General features: G+C 44.5%; 14 protein-coding genes. 12 read left to right on the top strand and 2 right to left on the bottom strand.

All coding sequences use genetic code 11. The annotated features are described in order from the left end of the window. Window positions 1-11 precede the first annotated feature (11 nt). The 3 genes from MKY92_RS18190 to MKY92_RS18180 all read left to right on the top strand — a co-directional run bounded on the left by MKY92_RS18190 (window position 12) and on the right by MKY92_RS18180 (window position 2,778). Entirely contained in the window at window positions 12-692 is a 681-nt protein-coding gene (locus MKY92_RS18190) for a hypothetical protein (RefSeq protein WP_339297191.1), read from the top strand. A 548-nt stretch (window positions 693-1,240) separates the two neighbouring features. Continuing rightward, a complete protein-coding gene (locus tag MKY92_RS18185; protein ID WP_339297190.1) occupies window positions 1,241-1,627 on the top strand; it encodes an MCP four helix bundle domain-containing protein in 387 nt (128 codons plus the stop codon). Next, the gene (locus MKY92_RS18180; RefSeq protein ID WP_339297189.1) at window positions 1,624-2,778 is read left to right on the top strand and encodes a chemotaxis protein CheA; all 1,155 of its coding nucleotides are present in this window, start codon (window positions 1,624-1,626) and stop codon (window positions 2,776-2,778) included. Before MKY92_RS18185 ends, MKY92_RS18180 begins: the two co-directional genes overlap by 4 nt. A 97-nt stretch (window positions 2,779-2,875) precedes the next feature. Here the strand turns inward: MKY92_RS18180 and MKY92_RS18175 are convergent, their stop codons facing one another. Further along, window positions 2,876-3,760, bottom strand: a complete 885-nt coding sequence (locus tag MKY92_RS18175) for a LysR family transcriptional regulator (protein WP_036672843.1) — start codon at window positions 3,758-3,760, stop codon at window positions 2,876-2,878. A 112-nt stretch (window positions 3,761-3,872) separates the two neighbouring features. Between MKY92_RS18175 and zwf the strand changes: the two genes are divergently transcribed. From zwf to MKY92_RS18135, 8 genes are all read left to right on the top strand, one after another. Beyond that, complete coding sequence (gene zwf / locus MKY92_RS18170) at window positions 3,873-5,396, top strand: glucose-6-phosphate dehydrogenase (protein ID WP_339297188.1); 1,524 nt, start codon at window positions 3,873-3,875, stop codon at window positions 5,394-5,396. A gap of 36 nt (window positions 5,397-5,432) precedes the next feature. Continuing rightward, window positions 5,433-6,098, top strand: coding sequence for a fructose-6-phosphate aldolase (gene fsa, locus MKY92_RS18165; RefSeq protein WP_091020607.1), 666 nt, complete (start codon window positions 5,433-5,435; stop codon window positions 6,096-6,098). A gap of 60 nt (window positions 6,099-6,158) precedes the next feature. Then, on the top strand, window positions 6,159-7,577 hold the full coding sequence (gene gndA, locus MKY92_RS18160; protein WP_124116334.1) for an NADP-dependent phosphogluconate dehydrogenase: 1,419 nt from the start codon (window positions 6,159-6,161) through the stop codon (window positions 7,575-7,577). Between the two features lie 245 nt (window positions 7,578-7,822). Beyond that, a complete protein-coding gene (locus MKY92_RS18155; RefSeq protein WP_339297187.1) occupies window positions 7,823-8,926 on the top strand; it encodes a metallophosphoesterase in 1,104 nt (367 codons plus the stop codon). A gap of 322 nt (window positions 8,927-9,248) precedes the next feature. Then, window positions 9,249-10,103, top strand: coding sequence for a PRD domain-containing protein (locus MKY92_RS18150; protein WP_339297186.1), 855 nt, complete (start codon window positions 9,249-9,251; stop codon window positions 10,101-10,103). Window positions 10,104-10,235: 132 nt separating this feature from the next. Further along, window positions 10,236-12,155 (top strand): beta-glucoside-specific PTS transporter subunit IIABC, encoded by a 1,920-nt coding sequence (locus MKY92_RS18145; RefSeq protein WP_339297185.1) that lies wholly within the window; start codon window positions 10,236-10,238, stop codon window positions 12,153-12,155. 48 nt (window positions 12,156-12,203) lie between these two features. Beyond that, window positions 12,204-13,667: a 6-phospho-beta-glucosidase gene (gene ascB, locus MKY92_RS18140; protein WP_339297184.1), complete on the top strand. Its 1,464-nt coding sequence runs from the start codon at window positions 12,204-12,206 to the stop codon at window positions 13,665-13,667. A gap of 166 nt (window positions 13,668-13,833) precedes the next feature. Further along, a complete protein-coding gene (locus MKY92_RS18135; protein ID WP_133385244.1) occupies window positions 13,834-14,400 on the top strand; it encodes a hypothetical protein in 567 nt (188 codons plus the stop codon). Between the two features lie 9 nt (window positions 14,401-14,409). Here MKY92_RS18135 and MKY92_RS18130 read toward each other — a convergent pair whose 3' ends face one another. Further along, window positions 14,410-15,294: an AraC family transcriptional regulator gene (locus MKY92_RS18130; RefSeq protein WP_339297183.1), complete on the bottom strand. Its 885-nt coding sequence runs from the start codon at window positions 15,292-15,294 to the stop codon at window positions 14,410-14,412. 101 nt (window positions 15,295-15,395) lie between these two features. Between MKY92_RS18130 and MKY92_RS18125 the strand changes: the two genes are divergently transcribed. Beyond that, complete coding sequence (locus tag MKY92_RS18125) at window positions 15,396-18,146, top strand: family 78 glycoside hydrolase catalytic domain (RefSeq protein ID WP_339297182.1); 2,751 nt, start codon at window positions 15,396-15,398, stop codon at window positions 18,144-18,146. Window positions 18,147-18,240 lie beyond the last annotated feature (94 nt).

Genomic DNA, 18,240 nt, shown 5'->3' with positions numbered 1-18,240 from the left:
AGGACTCATGAATGAACATATCAGAACTGAATACGCTTGAAACTGCAATGAGTTATGCACCGATTTTGATGTTTGACAGAGCCGAACCCTTTTATCCTGATTTTGTTGGCATTTCTGTGTTATATCAATCTGGGCCTTCACCATCGTTCAGAAGGGACATTAAGTTTCCGGCCGAGGCAGTACAATATGTAATTGAATATGCAATCTGGTGGGATTATGAGATTGGACATCTGTATGAAATGGAGCATGTATGGGTTTATGTGGGTCATGACGGAGAGGTAGTAGACTGTGAAGCCAGCTTTCATGGGAAGGTGCTGCGCGGATTATTGAAGGAACGGGTCAATGTGATTGGACATCATGTATGTCTGTACTCGCAGCCTGGCAAACATGCTTTCTCGCCACTTCCGGTTGTATTTGAGTTACTGCCAAACCTGTATAGTGCAGCAGGTGCCGAAGCTGGATGTGATGGGCTACTTGTGAATGAGTTGTTTCAAGATTATTTTGAAACAAATGAACAGATCGATGCTCAGGTAGAGCGTTATCTGCAGACCAAAGCGTTTGTACCTACCATGGAGTTCGAAGAATATCTACTAAAACCGGAGATGTTCATGACGTGGGATAATCTGTTTGGTATTATTCCGCACAGGATTAAGGACCGCTTAATGGAACTGGAGCAGTTATATAACACATAAGTAATTAATTTTAAACGGGTTTTATGTTAATTAAAAGTATATTTTTTCGTTTTAAAACCAAACTTTGTTGATTCGGGTTTGGTTTTTTTTCATGGGAAAATGGACTCAATATGTGTAAGTATTTATAAGACTTAAGTCTTGAAATGTTGAGTGTGTACAGCGAAATACATAATTTTTACGCTGGAAAATGATATTTGTTAGACGTAAGAACTATACAACTTCTTATGTAAATATAAGAAGACCATATTACATGAAATTTTGTATGGAGATGTATGTGAAAGTCAATGCAGAATGTTGAATATACGTATATATGTAAGTATAAATATCAATTTAATAGGTAAAAAGTATAAATTATATTAAAAAGAAGACTCTTTATATTTGAAATAAAAATTCATAATAGTGCAAATTTATAGAAATAAAAATCTCCTATTCAGTTTTAATATATTTATGTCGAAATAGATCGTAAGTTGTCTGGAGCGCGACCAAGAGAAGGGTTTACCAAGCGTTATATACATAACTGGACACTACGATGCCTAGGAGGAGATTACATGAAGTGGTTTGGGAATTTGAAAACAGCAACAAAGATTATCTCAGCGTTTTTAATTGTGTCAATAATCCTTGCGGCGCTTGGCGTCTACTCTGTAGTAACATTGAGAAGTACGAATGAACGAATGCAAGAGATGTATAACAACAATCTAATCTCTGTCAAAGAATTATCCTCTGCTCAGATTGATTATCAAAGAATGCGTGTGAACGTGCGTGATTTGAGCTTCGAAACCGTTGCAACCGAAAAAACTCGGATCACGGAGAACATCGCTTCGATCCGTCAGAGTGTGAATGATCGCCTGACCATCTATCGTCCTCTTGCAACAACCCCTGAAGAAATAGAATTACTCCGTAATTTTGATGCAGAATATCCAGGACGGTTCGTGTGAATGTTGAGCGTCTGGACCATTTGATGAATTTGGTCGGTGAGCTGTTAATTGATCAAACATCCCTTGCAGATCTTAGTGGGTCGGGTGCACGTAAGGAACCTTCCTCACTCATCCAGAGTATAAGTGGTGTATCCGATCATATGGGCAGGGTGATCAAAGAGCTTCAAGAAGGTGTAATGAAGACACGTATGTTACCCATTGATCAACTATTCAGTCGCTTCCCGAGATTGGTTCGTGACCTATCACAGAAGCTGGGTAAGGATCTGGAACTAGTTATTCAAGGTGGAGAGACTGAGCTTGACCGGATGATTATTGAAGAATTGAGTGACCCGCTGATCCATCTCATCCGCAACAGTGCAGATCATGGCATTGAAAGTGCAGAGGTTCGGGCGGAGCACGGTAAGCCGTCCAAAGGACGTATTACCTTAACTTCGTTCCATGAAGAAAATCATGTTGTCATTCGTTATTCAGATGATGGCAAAGGTATAGATGGTGAGAAGATCAAAGCTTCCGCCTTGGGCAAAGGTATCATTAGTGAGGAACAGGCTGCACGACTAACAACACAGGAAGCTGTACATCTCATATTTGAGCCTGGGTTCTCCACAGCTTCTTCTGTCAGTGAAGTATCAGGACGCGGTGTTGGAATGGACATCGTGCGTAGTCAGATCGGGCGACTCAACGGTATCATTGATATTGATACGGAGGTTGGTGTGGGTACCACGTTTACGATTCGTCTACCGCTCACACTGGCGATTATTAAAGGTCTGTTAGTTAAAGTATCGGGCCGTGTTCTGATCTTGCCGATGTATAATGTTGCTGAGATTGTTCGAATTTCACCTGAAGATATTCAGATGATTCAGGGGCAACAAGCGATCCTGAATCATGGACGAATTGTACCTTTTCACCGACTGTGCGACAGGCTCAACTATCCACGAACGGACCGTAAATCCAAAACCATTCCATTGGTGATCGTGCGATCTGTTGATAAAATTGCAGCTTACGCAGTAGATGAGATTATAGGAAATCAGGAAGTTGTTATTAAGACGCTTGGTACGTATCTGGGAGCGATGAACCATCTATCTGGAGCAACGATCCTCGGTAATGGTAAGGTTGCCCTTATATTGGACGCGTCTTATCTGGTGAGCTCCTAATCGTTAGATAAACACATACATTATGCAAGCCTAAGAGCCTCATCATCCATGACTGGATGGTGGGGCTCTTTGTTGTACTTTTTGACATTGTGACCACTCAGGATTTGAAAATGAGATCCATAAACCGGTTCGCAGCCAGAGAGATCGGCATATTGCGCTTGGTCATAATCCCTACATGGGAAGGGGGTAGCGGGACATCAAGCTGAATTTCGAAGAGAGAACCTTCCTCCAGCTCTTTGGAGATGAACTCACGTGTGACATAGGAAATCCCCAGTCCTCGACGCGCAAACTCAATCAACAGATCAACGCTACCAACCTCAATCTCAGGTTTCAACGTGTAATTATAGCTGTTAAACAACTCAGTTATAGCCATCCGAACCCGGCTGTTCCGAGAGAAAAGGATCAGTTGATGCTCCAGAAGCATCTCAAGTGTCATGACTTTACCCTTCAACTGAGCATAACGTTCCCCGGCTACAAAACAGTCCTTCAACTGAATACTTTCCCTGACTTCTAGTTGTGGATCAACAATGGGCATCCGAACAACACCAAGATCAATCTTGCCTTCTTTCAAAAAGGTGATGACTTCCGGCGTAGTTCCATGACTCAGATGTAGCTTGATATTAGGGTACAAGGTGTGGAATTCCTCTAGATACGCCAGCATGTAATGCTTGAACAGGGAGTCACTGCCACCAATCCGGAGTTCACCATTGTCGAGATTCTTCAGTGCGGCCATTTTTTCTTCCGCAAGTGAGATCAGAATCTGGGATTGTTCAATATAGGAGTACAGACTGGCACCTTCCTGTGTCAACGCTACACCCTTGGAATTTCGATAAAACAAGGTAAGACCAAAGCTCTCTTCCAATTGCTTAATGGCATGACTGACGCTAGGTTGAGTGATATACAATGCTTTCGCAGCCTGTGTCAAACTTCCCGTTTTGGCGGCCCAATAAAAGACTTTATATAGTTCGTAATTTGTGGTCATAGATGTGGTCTATAGCTCCTGTGAAATATATTAATTACTTGTATGGCTATAAAACGTATTATAGTGTAACTACAACAAAGAAACCAGAGTTACTTGGAAGGAGAACGGTGAGATGGAACCAACTACCATTGTTTTATTTGGTGCTACTGGCGATTTAGCCAAAAGAAAAATATATCCTGCCTTATATAACTTATATCTTGAGCAGAAGCTTCCTGAAACCTTCTCATTGATTGGTCTGGGGCGTAGAGAGTGGTCTGATGAATTCTTTCAGGCACAAGTGGAAAAATCATTAAATGAATTTTCCAGACGCCAGGCTGATCCTGAAGTTGTGAAGTCATTTGTGAAAGCTTTCCGCTACAGTGTATTGAATATAAGCCATAAGGAAGATTATATAAAGCTGTTGGGATTAGTTGAACAAAGAGAAGCTGAGCTTGGCATTCCGTCCAACCGCTTGTTTTATCTCTCGGTTGGTCCGGAATTTTTCGAACCGATTGCCGAGAACATTCAAGAAAGTGGGCTGGGTTCCACAGAGGGCTGGAAACGCCTCGTTATTGAGAAGCCATTTGGTCACGATTTACAGTCTGCGAGAGACCTTAATCGCAAATTAAGCGAATCGTTCACGGAGGAAGAGATTTATCGGATTGACCACTATTTGGGCAAACCGATGGTACAGCGTCTGGAGACGTTGCATCAGAGTAACCCAATCATGAAGGCGTTATGGAACAACCGTTACATCTCCAATGTGCAAATTACGGCGAATGAGACTGTAGGTGTCGAAGAACGTGCATCCTATTATGATCATGTTGGTGCAGTGCGAGACATGTTCCAGAATCATATGTTGCAATTGCTCATGATGATGGCGATCCAGCTTCCATACAACAGTACTTCCGAAAAAGTTGGATTGAAGAAAAAACACATTATGGAATCGATCCAGCCGTTACAAAAACAAACTGTGGGCGCAAACATCATCCGTGGACAGTATGCAGAAGGCAACATTCAAGGTAAACCGGTAAATGCGTATACGGCTGAACCGGGTGTAGCCGAGAATACGATGAATGACACATTCATTGCTGCCAAATTGCAAATCGATGATTTCTTCTGGCGTGGTGTTCCGTTTTACATTCGCACGGGTAAAAGAATGAAGGAGAAATCAACACGTATCGTGATTGAATTCAAAGAACCTTCAGGACAGACAAATGTGCTGAAAAACAAGGGTTCCAAGCCAAACCTGCTCGTCATTGAGATGAGTCCTGATCAGAGCATGACATTGCAACTGAATGCAAGTGATCCTGAGAATAAAGGTGAATTCAAACCGGTTCATATCGATCTTTCTCCGGACAAAGGTGACCTCGCGGAAGCTTACGAGAATCTGATTCGTGATGCTTTGCTGGGTGATCCAACATTCTTTGCCCACTGGGATGAAGTAGAATTGTCATGGGCTTGGGTGCAACCTATTCTGGATGCATTCCAGGAAAATCTGTTGCCACTTCACCTGTATCCTGCAGGTAGCTATGGTCCAGCTGAATCAGATGTTATGCTTGAAGAAGAAGGTCACCACTGGTGGTTTGATGAGCCGGCGGATCAGGAGTCTGTAGTTACTAATAGCATACCTTTGGCGGTTAATGCGAATCTCTAAACCATAATAAAAAATATATCTGGAGGTAATTAAATCATGAAATTTTTTATCGATACAGCTAACGTGGAAGATATCCAAAAAGCATATAAAATCGGCGTATTGTCTGGTGTAACAACAAACCCATCTTTGGTAGCCAAAGAAGGCGTGAAATTCGAAGATCGTATTGAAGAAATCTTGCGTTTGGTACCTGAAGTTGAGTCCGTTTCTGCGGAAGTGACACCAGATGCCCTTACTGCTGAAGATATGATTGCACAAGCGAACGAATTGATCAAAATTAACAACAGCGACAAAAACATTACGATCAAATTGCCAATGACACTTGCAGGACTTGAAGCTTGCCGTTACTTGACCAAAAAAGGCGTGAAAACCAACGTAACGTTGATCTTCACTGTGAACCAGGCGCTTCTGGCTGCTCGTGCTGGTGCGACATATGTATCTCCATTCCTGGGACGTCTTGATGATATCTCTGAGGATGGCGTACAATTGGTTACCAAAATTGCTGAATTGTTCCGTACACATAACCTGGATGCACAGATTATTGCGGCTTCCGTAAGACATCCGGATCACGTTACACGTGTAGCGATGGCGGGAGCACATATCGCGACTGTTCCATTCTCCGTCATTGAACAAATCTCCAAACACCCACTGACAGATCAAGGTATGGACAAATTTGCAGCGGACTGGAAAAAAACAGTACAATAATCTATAATCATTCATTCGTTTTAACTTACTATATAAATAATGGAGTATTGGGAGGACATAATGAGTAAACAACAGATTGGTGTTATTGGATTGGCAGTAATGGGTAAAAACCTGGCTTTGAATATTGAAAGCAAAGGTTTCTCGGTATCGGTATTTAACCGTTCCCCGGAGAAAACGAACGATCTTCTGAAAGAAGCAGAAGGTAAAAACCTGACAGGTGCGTTCACTATTGAAGAATTCGTGGAATCCCTGGAGTCTCCGCGTAAAATTCTGATCATGGTGCAAGCAGGTAAAGCAACAGATGCAACGATCGAGCAACTGCTTCCTCATCTGGATCAAGGCGACATTATTATCGATGGAGGTAATGCGTACTTCCCTGACACACAACGTCGCAGTAAAGAACTGGAAGAAAAAGGTTTCCGCTTCATCGGAGCAGGTGTATCCGGTGGGGAAGAAGGCGCACTGAAAGGGCCGGCAATCATGCCAGGCGGTCAGGAAAGTGCTTATCAGTTGGTAGAACCGATCCTGACAGCGATCTCCGCTAAAGTTGGCGATGACGCTTGCAGCACATATATCGGACCAGACGGGGCCGGACACTATGTGAAAATGGTGCATAACGGTATCGAGTACGGAGATATGCAATTGATTGGTGAAGCTTATCACTTGCTCAAATCCGTATTGAACGTTTCCGTTGAAGAGTTGCATGAGATCTTCACTGAGTGGAATCAAGGGGAGCTGGACAGTTACCTGATCGAAATCACGGCAGATATCTTCTCCAAATACGATCCGGAAACAGGCAAACCAATGGTTGACGTTATTCTGGACGCGGCTGGACAAAAAGGAACAGGTAAATGGACAAGCCAAAGTGCGCTGGATCTCGGCGTTCCATTGTCCATGATTACGGAATCCGTATTCTCCCGTTTCCTCTCTGCCATGAAGGACGAGCGTGTAGCAGCTAGCAAAATCCTGAGTGGACCAGCAACTGAAGCATTCTCTGGCGACAAAAAAGCATTCATCGAGAACGTACGTAAAGCATTGTTTGCAAGTAAAATCGTATCCTATGCACAAGGATTTGCACAAATGCGTGCAGCTTCCGATGAATATGGCTGGGATCTGAAATACGGTAACATTGCCATGATCTTCCGTGGCGGCTGCATCATCCGTTCGCAGTTCTTGCAAAACATTAAAGAAGCATATGACAAAGATGCAGAACTCAAAAACCTGCTCTTGGATCCTTACTTCCAAAACATCGTTGAATCTTATCAAGGCGCATGGCGTGAAGTTATAGCGGCTGCTGTTAAACAAGGTATTCCAGTACCTGGATTCTCCAGCGCACTGTCTTACTATGACAGCTACCGTACAGAGCGTTTGCCAGCAAACCTGCTGCAAGCACAACGTGACTACTTCGGTGCTCACACATTCAAACGTGTGGACAAAGAAGGTTCATTCCACTTCCAGTGGATGGACACAAACGAGTAATTTTAAATCCGAAAATATAGCATTCCTGCAGTTGTCCTTGAATTTAACTATTCAGGGCGGCTGCGGGAATGCTTTTTCTCGTTTTGGTTCGAATTTGAATATCATCAAATTGTAATAAAATGTACGAATCTGGGTTTGGCAAACAGATGATCTGACTCATCAACTACGTTATACTTGTTCAGACGGACCTGTGTCCGTGATGAAAATTCAGAATACAACTTATTGACGTGGAGGTTAGACCGGGCATGTTTGTATTAGCAGGTATATTGTTTTTGGTCGTATACGGTTTATTAGTGTTCTACATAGGCTGGAGCGGTTGGAGTTGGATGAAACCAGTTGTGTCCGCCAGATTTCGATGGTTGTATATTATAGCGCTTGTATTCCTTGCCGTTTCCTTCATTCTGGCACGGGTATTTGGAAGCATCTCGTTCCTCGGTATCATCGGTTCTTACTGGCTGGCGATCTTTTCGTTGTTATTACTGATCCTGCCCGTCGTTCACCTTATGATGTGGTTGCTGAGATTAACCCGTATTCCTAGACATCACACACAGAAATGGGCGGGAGTCGTTACGCTGGTGCTGTTAGTGTCCACAATGGGTTATGGGATTTTTAACGCCTACAGCCCGGTAGTGAGAACATATAATATCCAGATTGATAAAAAAGTAGAAGGTGTAGACAAGCTCAACATTGTCATGGCTGCCGATATGCACTTTGGACTTTTGTCTGGCCCGGCACATGCCAAACGCATGGTCGAGGAAATTAATGCTCTGAAGCCGGATCTGGTGCTATATCCTGGAGATATTATTGATGACAATCTGGACATGTACCTCAATAGCGGAATTGCCGACATTATCAGCGATATTCAGGCTCCATACGGGGTTTATGCTTCTCTCGGGAATCACGACAAGTTCGATGGTCCCATTGAAGATCTGATTGCTGCGCTGGAGAAGAGCAACATGCAGGTTCTGTACGATGACAAGATCGTACTGGATGACAAGATCACCCTCATTGGTCGAAAAGACCGGACAGAGAAGGATCGGGCAGAAGTAGCTGCATTAATGCAAGATACGGACTTGAGCCAACCGGTACTTATGATGGATCACCAGCCGTATGATCTGGATATTGCGGAGCAAAACAATGTAGATCTAGTGGTATCCGGTCACACCCACCGTGGTCAGATTGCGCCGGCTCAGTTCATCACACAAGCGATTTATGAGAATGATTGGGGTTACCTGCAAAAAGGTTCTATGCACTCCATCGTAACCTCAGGATTTGGCTTCTGGGGACCTCCAATTCGTACTAGTAGTCGTTCGGAGATTGTACAGATTAATGTGACGTTCCAGCAATGATGAAAGGCCCTTCGAGAGAAGGGCCTTTAGTTTGTCGAAGCAAGTGATAAATTGGTGGTGACGCCGTTTGAATCTGCATCAAAATGTGAATATTAAAACATATGCCCCTTAAACGTGGAAGCGTAGGGAAATGACTCATGTAAGGGAATGAACTGGAATAGAGCAGTACTATTTTTGGGTTGACACCGTTTTCAGGTTATGATAAATTAGTTCCGAGGCTTGTTACCGGTAATGCGGGCAAAACCACGATGGAAATGATTTTATTATTTCTGTTTTGGTTTTGCCCTTTTTTATTCCTCAAAAAAAACCAGGTGGGTCCATAATGATTATTAAACAGATATTTAATAACAATATTGTCAGTACCGTGGATGACAAAAATCAGGAACTACTGATCCTCGGCCGGGGTATCGGATTTAAGTTCAAAGCAGGCGATGAGATTGATGAAGAGCGGATTGAGAAGGTATTTCGTCTTCAGGATGCATCGATCTATGAGAAATTCAAATCCATCGTAGCTGAAGTGCCGATTGAAATTCTGCAGGCAACAGATGATATTGTGACACTGGCACGAACGCAATTGAACAAAACCATCAGTGACGGGATCTATGTCTCGCTGTCGGATCACATTCACTTTGCTGTTCAACGTTTGGAAAAAGGAATGATTACTCGTAATCCACTTTCTTGGGAAGTTCAGCACTTCTATAAGGCGGAGTATGATGTGGCCAGAGAAGCACTGAACTTGCTGAAGGAAAGACTGGATATTGAGTTTCCCAAAGATGAAGTCTGTAATATTGCCTTGCATTTCATCAATGCGGAAGTCAATGATTCCATGAACGATGTCACCCATCTGATGCAGCTGTTGCAGGAGATCATGAATATTATCAAATATCACTTCAACGTCGAATTGGATGAAGATAGCGTCAACTATTTCCGCTTCATCACCCATTTGAAATATTTCTGTCAGCGTGTCATTACCCATTCTTCACATGAGGATGCTGAAGAGTATTTATATGAAGTGGTTCGGAAAAACTATCCGGAGACATTCAAATGTATTGGCAAGATCGAGACTTTTATCCATAAGAACTATCAGTATGACATGACTCACTCTGAGCAGTTATATCTAACGCTCCATCTGGAACGTTTGATGAAAACCAAACGGGACGAAAAGTCCACGCAATAGAATCAAATCACAACTGGATATCCTATGGGCTTGTTACTGTTCAATCAGGCAATACCCGAATGAGATGGCGCCATCCATATGCGCTAGATTCGTTCGGGTATTTTTTATTGGAAAAATGAGGAGGAAAACATCATGAAACATCAGGAAACGGCACAGGAAATCATTAAAGCCGTTGGGGGAACAAACAATATTAACTCAGTTTATCACTGCGTCACACGTTTGCGCTTTGATCTGAAAGACAACGAGAAAGTTGATAACGGCTCACTCAAGAAACTGGATAAGGTCATGGGAACAAATATTTCCGGCGATCAATTCCAGGTCATTATCGGTAATGATGTGGCAAAAGTATTCGATGCCATGGTGAAGGAAAATCCGGCAATCCAGCAAAGTACAGAAAACAAAGAGCCAAAGTCGGATAAAAAACAAAATGTCGTGCTGAAAATTTTTGAAACAATCGCAGGTGTCTTTGCCCCGATGCTTCCAGCGATTACTGCGGCAGGTATGCTCAAGGGATTACTTGCACTATTTGTGTCCGTAGGTTGGATGTCTGCTGGAACGGATACGTATCGTATTCTTTCAGCCATTGGTGACGGCGTGTTCCACTACCTGCCTTTACTGATTGCAGTCAGCGCTGCTCGTAAATTCGGCAGTAACCCGTTTGTCGCGATTGCACTAGGTACGGCACTCATGTATCCAGACATGACAGCATTGTTATCTAGCGGTGAATCGGTTGGATTTTTGGGAATCCCGGTTACAGCAGTAAGTTATGCTTCATCGGTTATCCCGATTCTTCTTGCAGTGTGGTTGATGTCCTATGTTGAGAAATGGGTTGACCGCGTTATCCCTGCTGCACTCAAGCTGTTGCTTGTGCCGCTGATTACCTTACTTGTTATGGTTCCGGTAACGCTGATTGCGATCGGTCCATTGGGTACATTTGTAGGTAGCGGATTGTCTGGCGGCATCAACTGGCTGCTGAATGAAGGCGGATTGATTGCAGGTATTGTTCTTGGCGGCGCGATGGCGCTCATTATTATGACAGGAATGCACTATGCACTTGTGCCGATCATCCTGAGTAATATCGCTACATTGGGCTTTGATAAATTCTTGCCGTTGACCTTTATCTCCAATATGGGTCAGGCTGGTGCAACACTCGGCGTATTCTTCCGGGCAAAAGATAAAAAACTCAAAACGGTGGCATTGTCCACGAGCTTTACAGCGCTGATGGGTGTAACGGAGCCGGCTATGTACGGGGTTAACATGAAATACAAAAAACCATTTGCCGCAGCCATGATTGGTAGTGCAGTGGGTGGCGGATTCGCCCTTGCCTTTGGCGCGAAAGCGTATGTGCTTGCGGGTAACGGTGGTCTCCCAGGACTTCCTTCCCTGATCGGACAGACCTTCTGGTATTCCTTTGGGGGTATGATTTTGGCCTTTATCGTGGGTGCAATCATGTCTACGATATTTGGTATCAAGGAAGAAGAAGGAGACGCAGAGGCGTTGGCTCAATTCTCACCGGGTGCTTCTACTGCACCAGCGAAAGTAACTTCCAATGACGTTGCAACTGTAAATGTGGACGACATGGGCGATCCAGCACCAACGAGTGATGCAGTAGCTGTTGCACCGATGACAGGTAAATCCATCCCGCTCAAAGAAGTCAACGATCCAACTTTTGGTGATGAATTGATGGGTAAAGGTGTGGCATTTGTTCCAACGGTGGGCGAATTGGTTTCTCCAGTGACAGGTACCATCATGAATGTGTTCAAAACAAAACATGCGATCGTTGTCCGCAGTGATAACGGAATGGAATTGTTGATTCATGTTGGAATTAACACGGTGAAGCTGCGTGGACAGTATTTTGATGCACATGTTGCTACTGGAGCACGTGTACAGGCTGGAGACAAGTTACTCACGTTTGAACTGGCCGAGATTGCAAAAGAATACGACATCACAACTGCTATGGTTGTTACCAATACGGCTGATTACAAGCAGGTACTACCTGTGAAATTGGGCGAAATCACGATGGGTGAAGACGTCTTGAAAGCTGAGATCTAAACTGTCCTCTTAGGACTAACAATATCAACAAAAGAAGGAGAGATTCGAATGATGAATCGACAAGGGTTTCCGGAAGGTTTTCTATGGGGCGGCGCTATTGCCGCCAACCAGGCTGAAGGTGGATTCGACGCTGGCGGCAAAGGATGGTCGACAGCGGACATGGTTCCTTATTTTGAGAAAAAGGACTACACCAACCTTAGAGAACTGATGCATGTTACCAGTGCAACGGTTGAGAAAGCAATGGCACATCATAGTGCAGAAGGTTATCCGAAGCGTTACGGGATTGATTTTTACCATCGTTTCAAAGAGGATATTGCGCTCTTCGCAGAGCTGGGCTTCAAGACATTCCGTCTGTCCATCAACTGGCCGCGTATTTTCCCGAATGGTTATGATGCCGAGCCAAATGAAGAGGGACTGCGTTTCTATGACGAAGTGTTCGATGAACTCCGGAAATACGATATCGAACCACTTGTAACCCTCTCGCATTATGAGATGCCTATGGCACTTGTCCTGAAATATAATGGCTGGGCTGGTCGCGAAGTGGTTGGACATTTTGTAAGATATGCGGAAACCGTGATGAACCGATACAAGGACAAGGTCAAATACTGGTTGACATTTAATGAGATTAACACAACCATTATTGAACCGTTCACAGGCGGCGGTATTATTGAAGACCGAGTTGAGAACACGATGCAGGCTTCTTATCAGGCACTTCATCATCAATTTGTAGCCAGCAGCCTGGTAACAGAAAAAGCACGTCAGATTAACCCGAACTTCCAGATCGGATGTATGCTTGCACGCATGATTCACTACCCAGCGACGTCGAAGCCAGAGGATGTGCTACAAGCACAGATCGATAACCAGCTGAACCTGCTGCATACGGATGTACAAGTTCGTGGTAGTTATCCAACGTTCATGGCTCGGTACTGGGCAGAGAACGAAATTACCATTGCCATGGAACCGGGGGACGAGCAGATCCTGCGTGAGCATACGGTTGATTTCATCTCGTTCAGTTATTACACATCCTTGGTGTCTGCAGTGAACCCAGAGGAATATGGAGTAACTGGAGGTAACCTGTACAGTACGATTAAGAACCCGAATCTGGAGCGCACGGAATGGGGCTGGCAGCTTGATCCGATCGGTCTGCGCGTTGCACTGAAAGAGCTGTATGACCGTTATCAATTGCCACTGTTTGTGGTGGAGAATGGCCTTGGCGCGAAAGATACGGTTGAAGCAGACTGTTCCATCAACGATGATTACCGGATTGATTATCTGAGAAAACATATCACACAAATGAAAGAAGCCGTTATCGATGGTGTGGACCTGATGGGATATACCAACTGGGGAGCGATTGATATCATCAGTGCATCCACTTCGGAAATGTCCAAGCGTTATGGCGTGATTTACGTGGATCAGGATGACAACGGACAAGGCACATTGAATCGTTATAAGAAAAAGAGCTTTGGCTGGTACCAAAAAGTCATTGCCTCGAATGGCGAGAACTTGGAATAGATTAATCTATAAAGGCACTCCGGGCGTAGCTGGTATTACGGCGCCGGGGCGCCTTTTTAATATAATCAGGTAGAAATCATCAACGCTATTGGCATTTCAAGGTAAAAAAGATGACTACATAACATTCTGGATGGTATACTGTGTTCGTATTGGGGGAGGGATAACCATGAAGAAGCCTATTATTGCTGTAGATATGGATGACACGATATGTCATCTGGTCAAGCGGGCTATATATCACAACAACCTCAACTTCCCGACCCATCCGTTGCGGTATGAGGATATGATTCATTGGGATACATCCCATTTGCGTCATCCAGAGAGCACGCACGATGTATTTTATGGTCGGCCGGGTCTGTTCGAGGAATTGGAATTATACGACGAATATGTTGTAGATGAGATGCGAAAGCTGAACGATGCTTATGATGTCATTGTCGTGACGGCAGCAGAACCAAAAACAGTCGTTGAGAAGTGGAACTGGCTTCAGCAGCATATGCCTTTTATAACTGCAGAACAGTTTATTACATGCAAAAGAAAAAACTTGCTCGGTTTCGATCTGCTTATTGATGATGGAGCACATAATTTGATTCCAGCGCATGAGGACGGCAAAAAGGTCATCTGTATCCCGCATCCATGGAATATACAGGAGCGAGAGCGATACAACTTTCCGTTAATGTCTTCATGGAAAGAGGCCAAGGCATACATAGATGAAGTATTACAGGTTGTTGGTGTCTGAAAGTTAACCTTATTGTCCAGAGTGCTGTCCTCTGGATTTTTTGCGATAGGCTAGAGGTGTTTCGCCTGTTATTTTTTTGAATGCAGCATAGAATGAATCCATATCCCGATATCCAACCAGCTCTGCAATCAGACTGACTTTGTACTGTGAACTCTTTAGAAGTTCGCAGCTTTTTTGTATACGGAGGTGTTGCAGGTAGCTGCTAAAGGTCTGACCAGTATGTCGCAGAAACATTCGGCCAATCTGTTTTTCGCTAAAGCCCGATACACGCACCAGATCAGACATCCGAATACGAGTGCTTACGTGTTGTTTGAGATAATGAAGAATGTAATCAAAACCGGTGGAATGATGCTCTTCATCATGTTCCTTTTGATAAAGTTGTCTGTAGGTCATCAATACCAATTGGCTTACAAGGGTGTATAACATGGTAGACGAACCGATTCCTGGAACAAAGGATTCTCGATACAGCTTCACCATTAGTTCTTCAATCCGGTCATTGTGGTCCACAACGGATATATAAGGAACCTGATTTTGTGCCAGATCCATCAGATGTTGAATGATTTCTTTTTCCTGAATGACGGATGTCAGGGTGTTGATCAGTTCAGCATTAAATAAACAATTATATAGAATTAACGGATGCTCGGTTACGTTGGTGCTGACAGGACGAAAGACATGAGGAACGCCGACAGGAATGACAAACAGCATCCCCTTTGTCACCGGAATGACATCTTCACCGATATGATGAAAGCCCTTTCCTTCGGCAACATAACTATACTCAATAAAATCATGTGCGTGAAAAGGGAGCACAAAATCTTCAGAGCAACGATTGACAAAAAGTTGCAGATGATTATGCAGAAAGTATTCGCTTTTCATGAGTTGTACAGATGAATTCACAAGCAACCTCCTCGCACAGATGGCTGGATCACCGGATGAAATAGTCCTGACTACCGGGTATTTAGGGCAACAGGATCGATATAATTATATCGTAACCCCGAATGGGAAGCCAAGATGGAAAGGACGATCTGCTAATGTTCAACGTGAGTCACCTTCGCTGTGAGTATAAAAAGAATCCGATTGGTCTTGATGTGAAATCACCAAGATTAAGCTGGCAGCTGCAATCCGATCGCCGGAATTGTATGCAATCCGCATACCAGATACAGCTGTCCCTGTCAGAAGATTTTGATGAGATTGCATGGGATTCTGGCAAGATAAGCACGGATCAATCCATACATGTGGAATTAAACCAGTTTCAGCCTTCTCCGCGAACGCGATACTACTACCGAATTCAGACATGGGATGATGCAGGGAGTAATTCCGGTTGGTCCGAAACGGCCTTTTTCGAGATGGGACTTATGGATAGTCATAACAAGTGGCAAGCAGAATGGATCACAGCTCAACCATCAGATGTTGGAGATACATCATGCCCACGTATGCGCAAGCAGTTTAATGTGAAACAACCGATTACGTCTGCCCGCATATATGTGACAGCACTTGGATTATACGAGTTGCATATGAACAACACAAGAGTAGGAGAAGATTATTTTACACCTGGTTGGACCTCTTATCGTAAGCGATTACAATATCAAACTTATGATGTTACCCACCTGCTTCAGGATGGACAGAATACTTTAGGTGTTAATCTGGGAGATGGCTGGTACCGAGGATTTCTTGGCTGGAACAAAGAACGGGAGATATTTGGTTCAACGTCCGCATTGCTGCTGGAACTGCATATGAAATATGCAGATGGATCAGAGGAATGTATTCTCTCCAATGGGGAGTGGACGGCTGCTTCAAGTGCCATTCGTATGTCGGACATCTATATGGGAGAGACGTATGATGCACGAATGGAGTCTGATTGGTCGGATTCATCTCAGACGAATTGGGCACCTGTGAACGTACTGGAGCATCCCAAAGATATCATCGTTGCGCAGGAGAACGTACCCGTCACCCAAGTAGAACAGCTACAGCCAATCGCTTTGTTAACAACCCCACAGGGAGATCGTGTAATAGATATGGGGCAGAATATGGTGGGATGGGTGAGATTCAGCATTCAAGGTGAGGTGGGTCAGACGGTTGAGCTGCACCATGCTGAGATATTGGATCATCAAGGCAACTTCTACACCGATAATCTTCGCGCCGCCAAGCAGTGTATTCGCTACACTTGCAAGGGGGATGGCGTGGAAACATTTGAGCCGCATTTTACGTTCCAAGGGTTCCGTTATGTTAAGCTGGTTGGCTTTTCTGAACACGTTCATCTCGATAATTTCACTGGCATAGTGCTGCACTCAAATATGGAGCAAACAGGTCAGTTCTCGTGCTCCAGTCCCTTGGTGAACCAACTGCATCACAATATATTGTGGGGGCAAAAGGGGAATTTCCTTGATGTGCCGACAGACTGCCCACAGAGGGATGAACGGCTCGGGTGGACCGGTGATGCACAGATGTTTGTCCGCACGTCCTCCTACCTGATGAATACGGCTCCCTTCTTCACCAAATGGCTGCGGGATCTGGAAGCCGATCAGGGTGAAGATGGCGGTATTCCATTCTTCGTTCCAGATCTGAGAAGTTCCACCTCAGAAGGGTGGGGAGACACCAGTCATTCCTCCGCCGCTTGGGGTGATGCTGCAGTCATCTGTCCATGGACCATCTATGAGATGTATGGGGATGCCAGATTACTGGCCGAGCAATATGAGAGTATGAAGCGGTGGGTTGAATACATTCACGTGCAGGGTGACAACCCGCATCTGTGGAACACGGGATTCCATTTTGGCGATTGGCTGGGACTGGACTCCAAGCCCGATAGTTATGTCGGTGCAACGGACACGGATTATGTGGCAACTGCATTTTATGCCTATTCGGTGTCGTTAACTCAAAAGGCAGCTGAGGCACTTGGAAAGACAGATGATGCTGAATATTACAAGCAGTTGCATACAAACATTGTTCATGCATTTCGAAATGAATTCGTGACTCCAGCCGGCAAAATTGCTGTTCCTACGCAAACAGCACATGTTCTTGCGCTCCAATTTGACCTGCTGGAAGCGACTGCCCGAACTCGTGCTGTCGAACAATTGGCAAAACTCGTGAAAGAGGCGGGCAATCATCTTACTACAGGTTTCGTGGGCACACCTTATCTGAATCCGGTATTGAGTGATGCAGGTCTTCACGACCTGGCTTATACATTACTTTTTCAAGAGGATTATCCGTCCTGGTTATATCAGGTGACTCAAGGCGCAACGACGGTCTGGGAACATTGGGATGGGATCAAAGAGGATGGAAGTCTCTGGAGTGCTGATATGAACTCATTTAACCATTATGCGTACGGTGCGATTGGAGAATGGTTGTATCGTTATGTTGCTGGCATTCGGTCCGATGAACATCAGCCAGGATTCCGAATGGTGCATATCGAGCCGCAACCCGGACCTGGACTGGATTGGGTGGAAGCGAGTCTGGAGACGATGTATGGTCAAGTTGCTTCAAGCTGGCACCGGCTGGCGGAGGGTGAAATGGAGATTCGGGTACATATTCCCACCAACACGAGAGGTACGGTACGTCTTCCTGGAGCAGGTGCACAGATCGTTCTGGAACAAGGGAAACCGTTGGATCAGTTGGATCAGATGAGTGGAGTTCAGGATATTCAAGACATTGGAGACGATGTTGAAGTCACACTTGGATCTGGGAGTTACCAATTCACTTACAAAGACACAGATGCTAAGAAGGGGATCAGGATGTTCAGGAGGCTACATTGACAGAGTCTGTATAATGATAGAATAAGCGGGAAGAGGTACACTTGAAGAGGATCTGCACACGCGCAGGTCCTTTTTGGAACTTGTCTGAGAGTGA

The organism is Paenibacillus sp. FSL R5-0623 (assembly GCF_037974265.1).
Lineage (GTDB): Bacteria > Bacillota > Bacilli > Paenibacillales > Paenibacillaceae > Paenibacillus.
Note: the sequence above shows the minus strand (reverse complement) of the source record. Positions and strands in the feature narration are given on the sequence as shown.

What these genes read in the sequence shown, in the direction of transcription:
- MKY92_RS18190 (WP_339297191.1), top strand. Translation starts at nt 12, where the DNA reads ATGAACATATCAGAACTGAATACGCTTGAAACTGCAATGAGTTATGCA.
- MKY92_RS18185 (WP_339297190.1), top strand. Translation starts at nt 1,241, where the DNA reads ATGAAGTGGTTTGGGAATTTGAAAACAGCAACAAAGATTATCTCAGCG.
- MKY92_RS18175 (WP_036672843.1), bottom strand. Translation starts at nt 3,760, where the DNA reads ATGACCACAAATTACGAACTATATAAAGTCTTTTATTGGGCCGCCAAA.
- zwf (WP_339297188.1), top strand. Translation starts at nt 3,873, where the DNA reads ATGGAACCAACTACCATTGTTTTATTTGGTGCTACTGGCGATTTAGCC.
- fsa (WP_091020607.1), top strand. Translation starts at nt 5,433, where the DNA reads ATGAAATTTTTTATCGATACAGCTAACGTGGAAGATATCCAAAAAGCA.
- gndA (WP_124116334.1), top strand. Translation starts at nt 6,159, where the DNA reads ATGAGTAAACAACAGATTGGTGTTATTGGATTGGCAGTAATGGGTAAA.
- MKY92_RS18155 (WP_339297187.1), top strand. Translation starts at nt 7,823, where the DNA reads ATGTTTGTATTAGCAGGTATATTGTTTTTGGTCGTATACGGTTTATTA.
- MKY92_RS18150 (WP_339297186.1), top strand. Translation starts at nt 9,249, where the DNA reads ATGATTATTAAACAGATATTTAATAACAATATTGTCAGTACCGTGGAT.
- MKY92_RS18145 (WP_339297185.1), top strand. Translation starts at nt 10,236, where the DNA reads ATGAAACATCAGGAAACGGCACAGGAAATCATTAAAGCCGTTGGGGGA.
- ascB (WP_339297184.1), top strand. Translation starts at nt 12,204, where the DNA reads ATGATGAATCGACAAGGGTTTCCGGAAGGTTTTCTATGGGGCGGCGCT.
- MKY92_RS18135 (WP_133385244.1), top strand. Translation starts at nt 13,834, where the DNA reads ATGAAGAAGCCTATTATTGCTGTAGATATGGATGACACGATATGTCAT.
- MKY92_RS18125 (WP_339297182.1), top strand. Translation starts at nt 15,396, where the DNA reads ATGGGAAGCCAAGATGGAAAGGACGATCTGCTAATGTTCAACGTGAGT.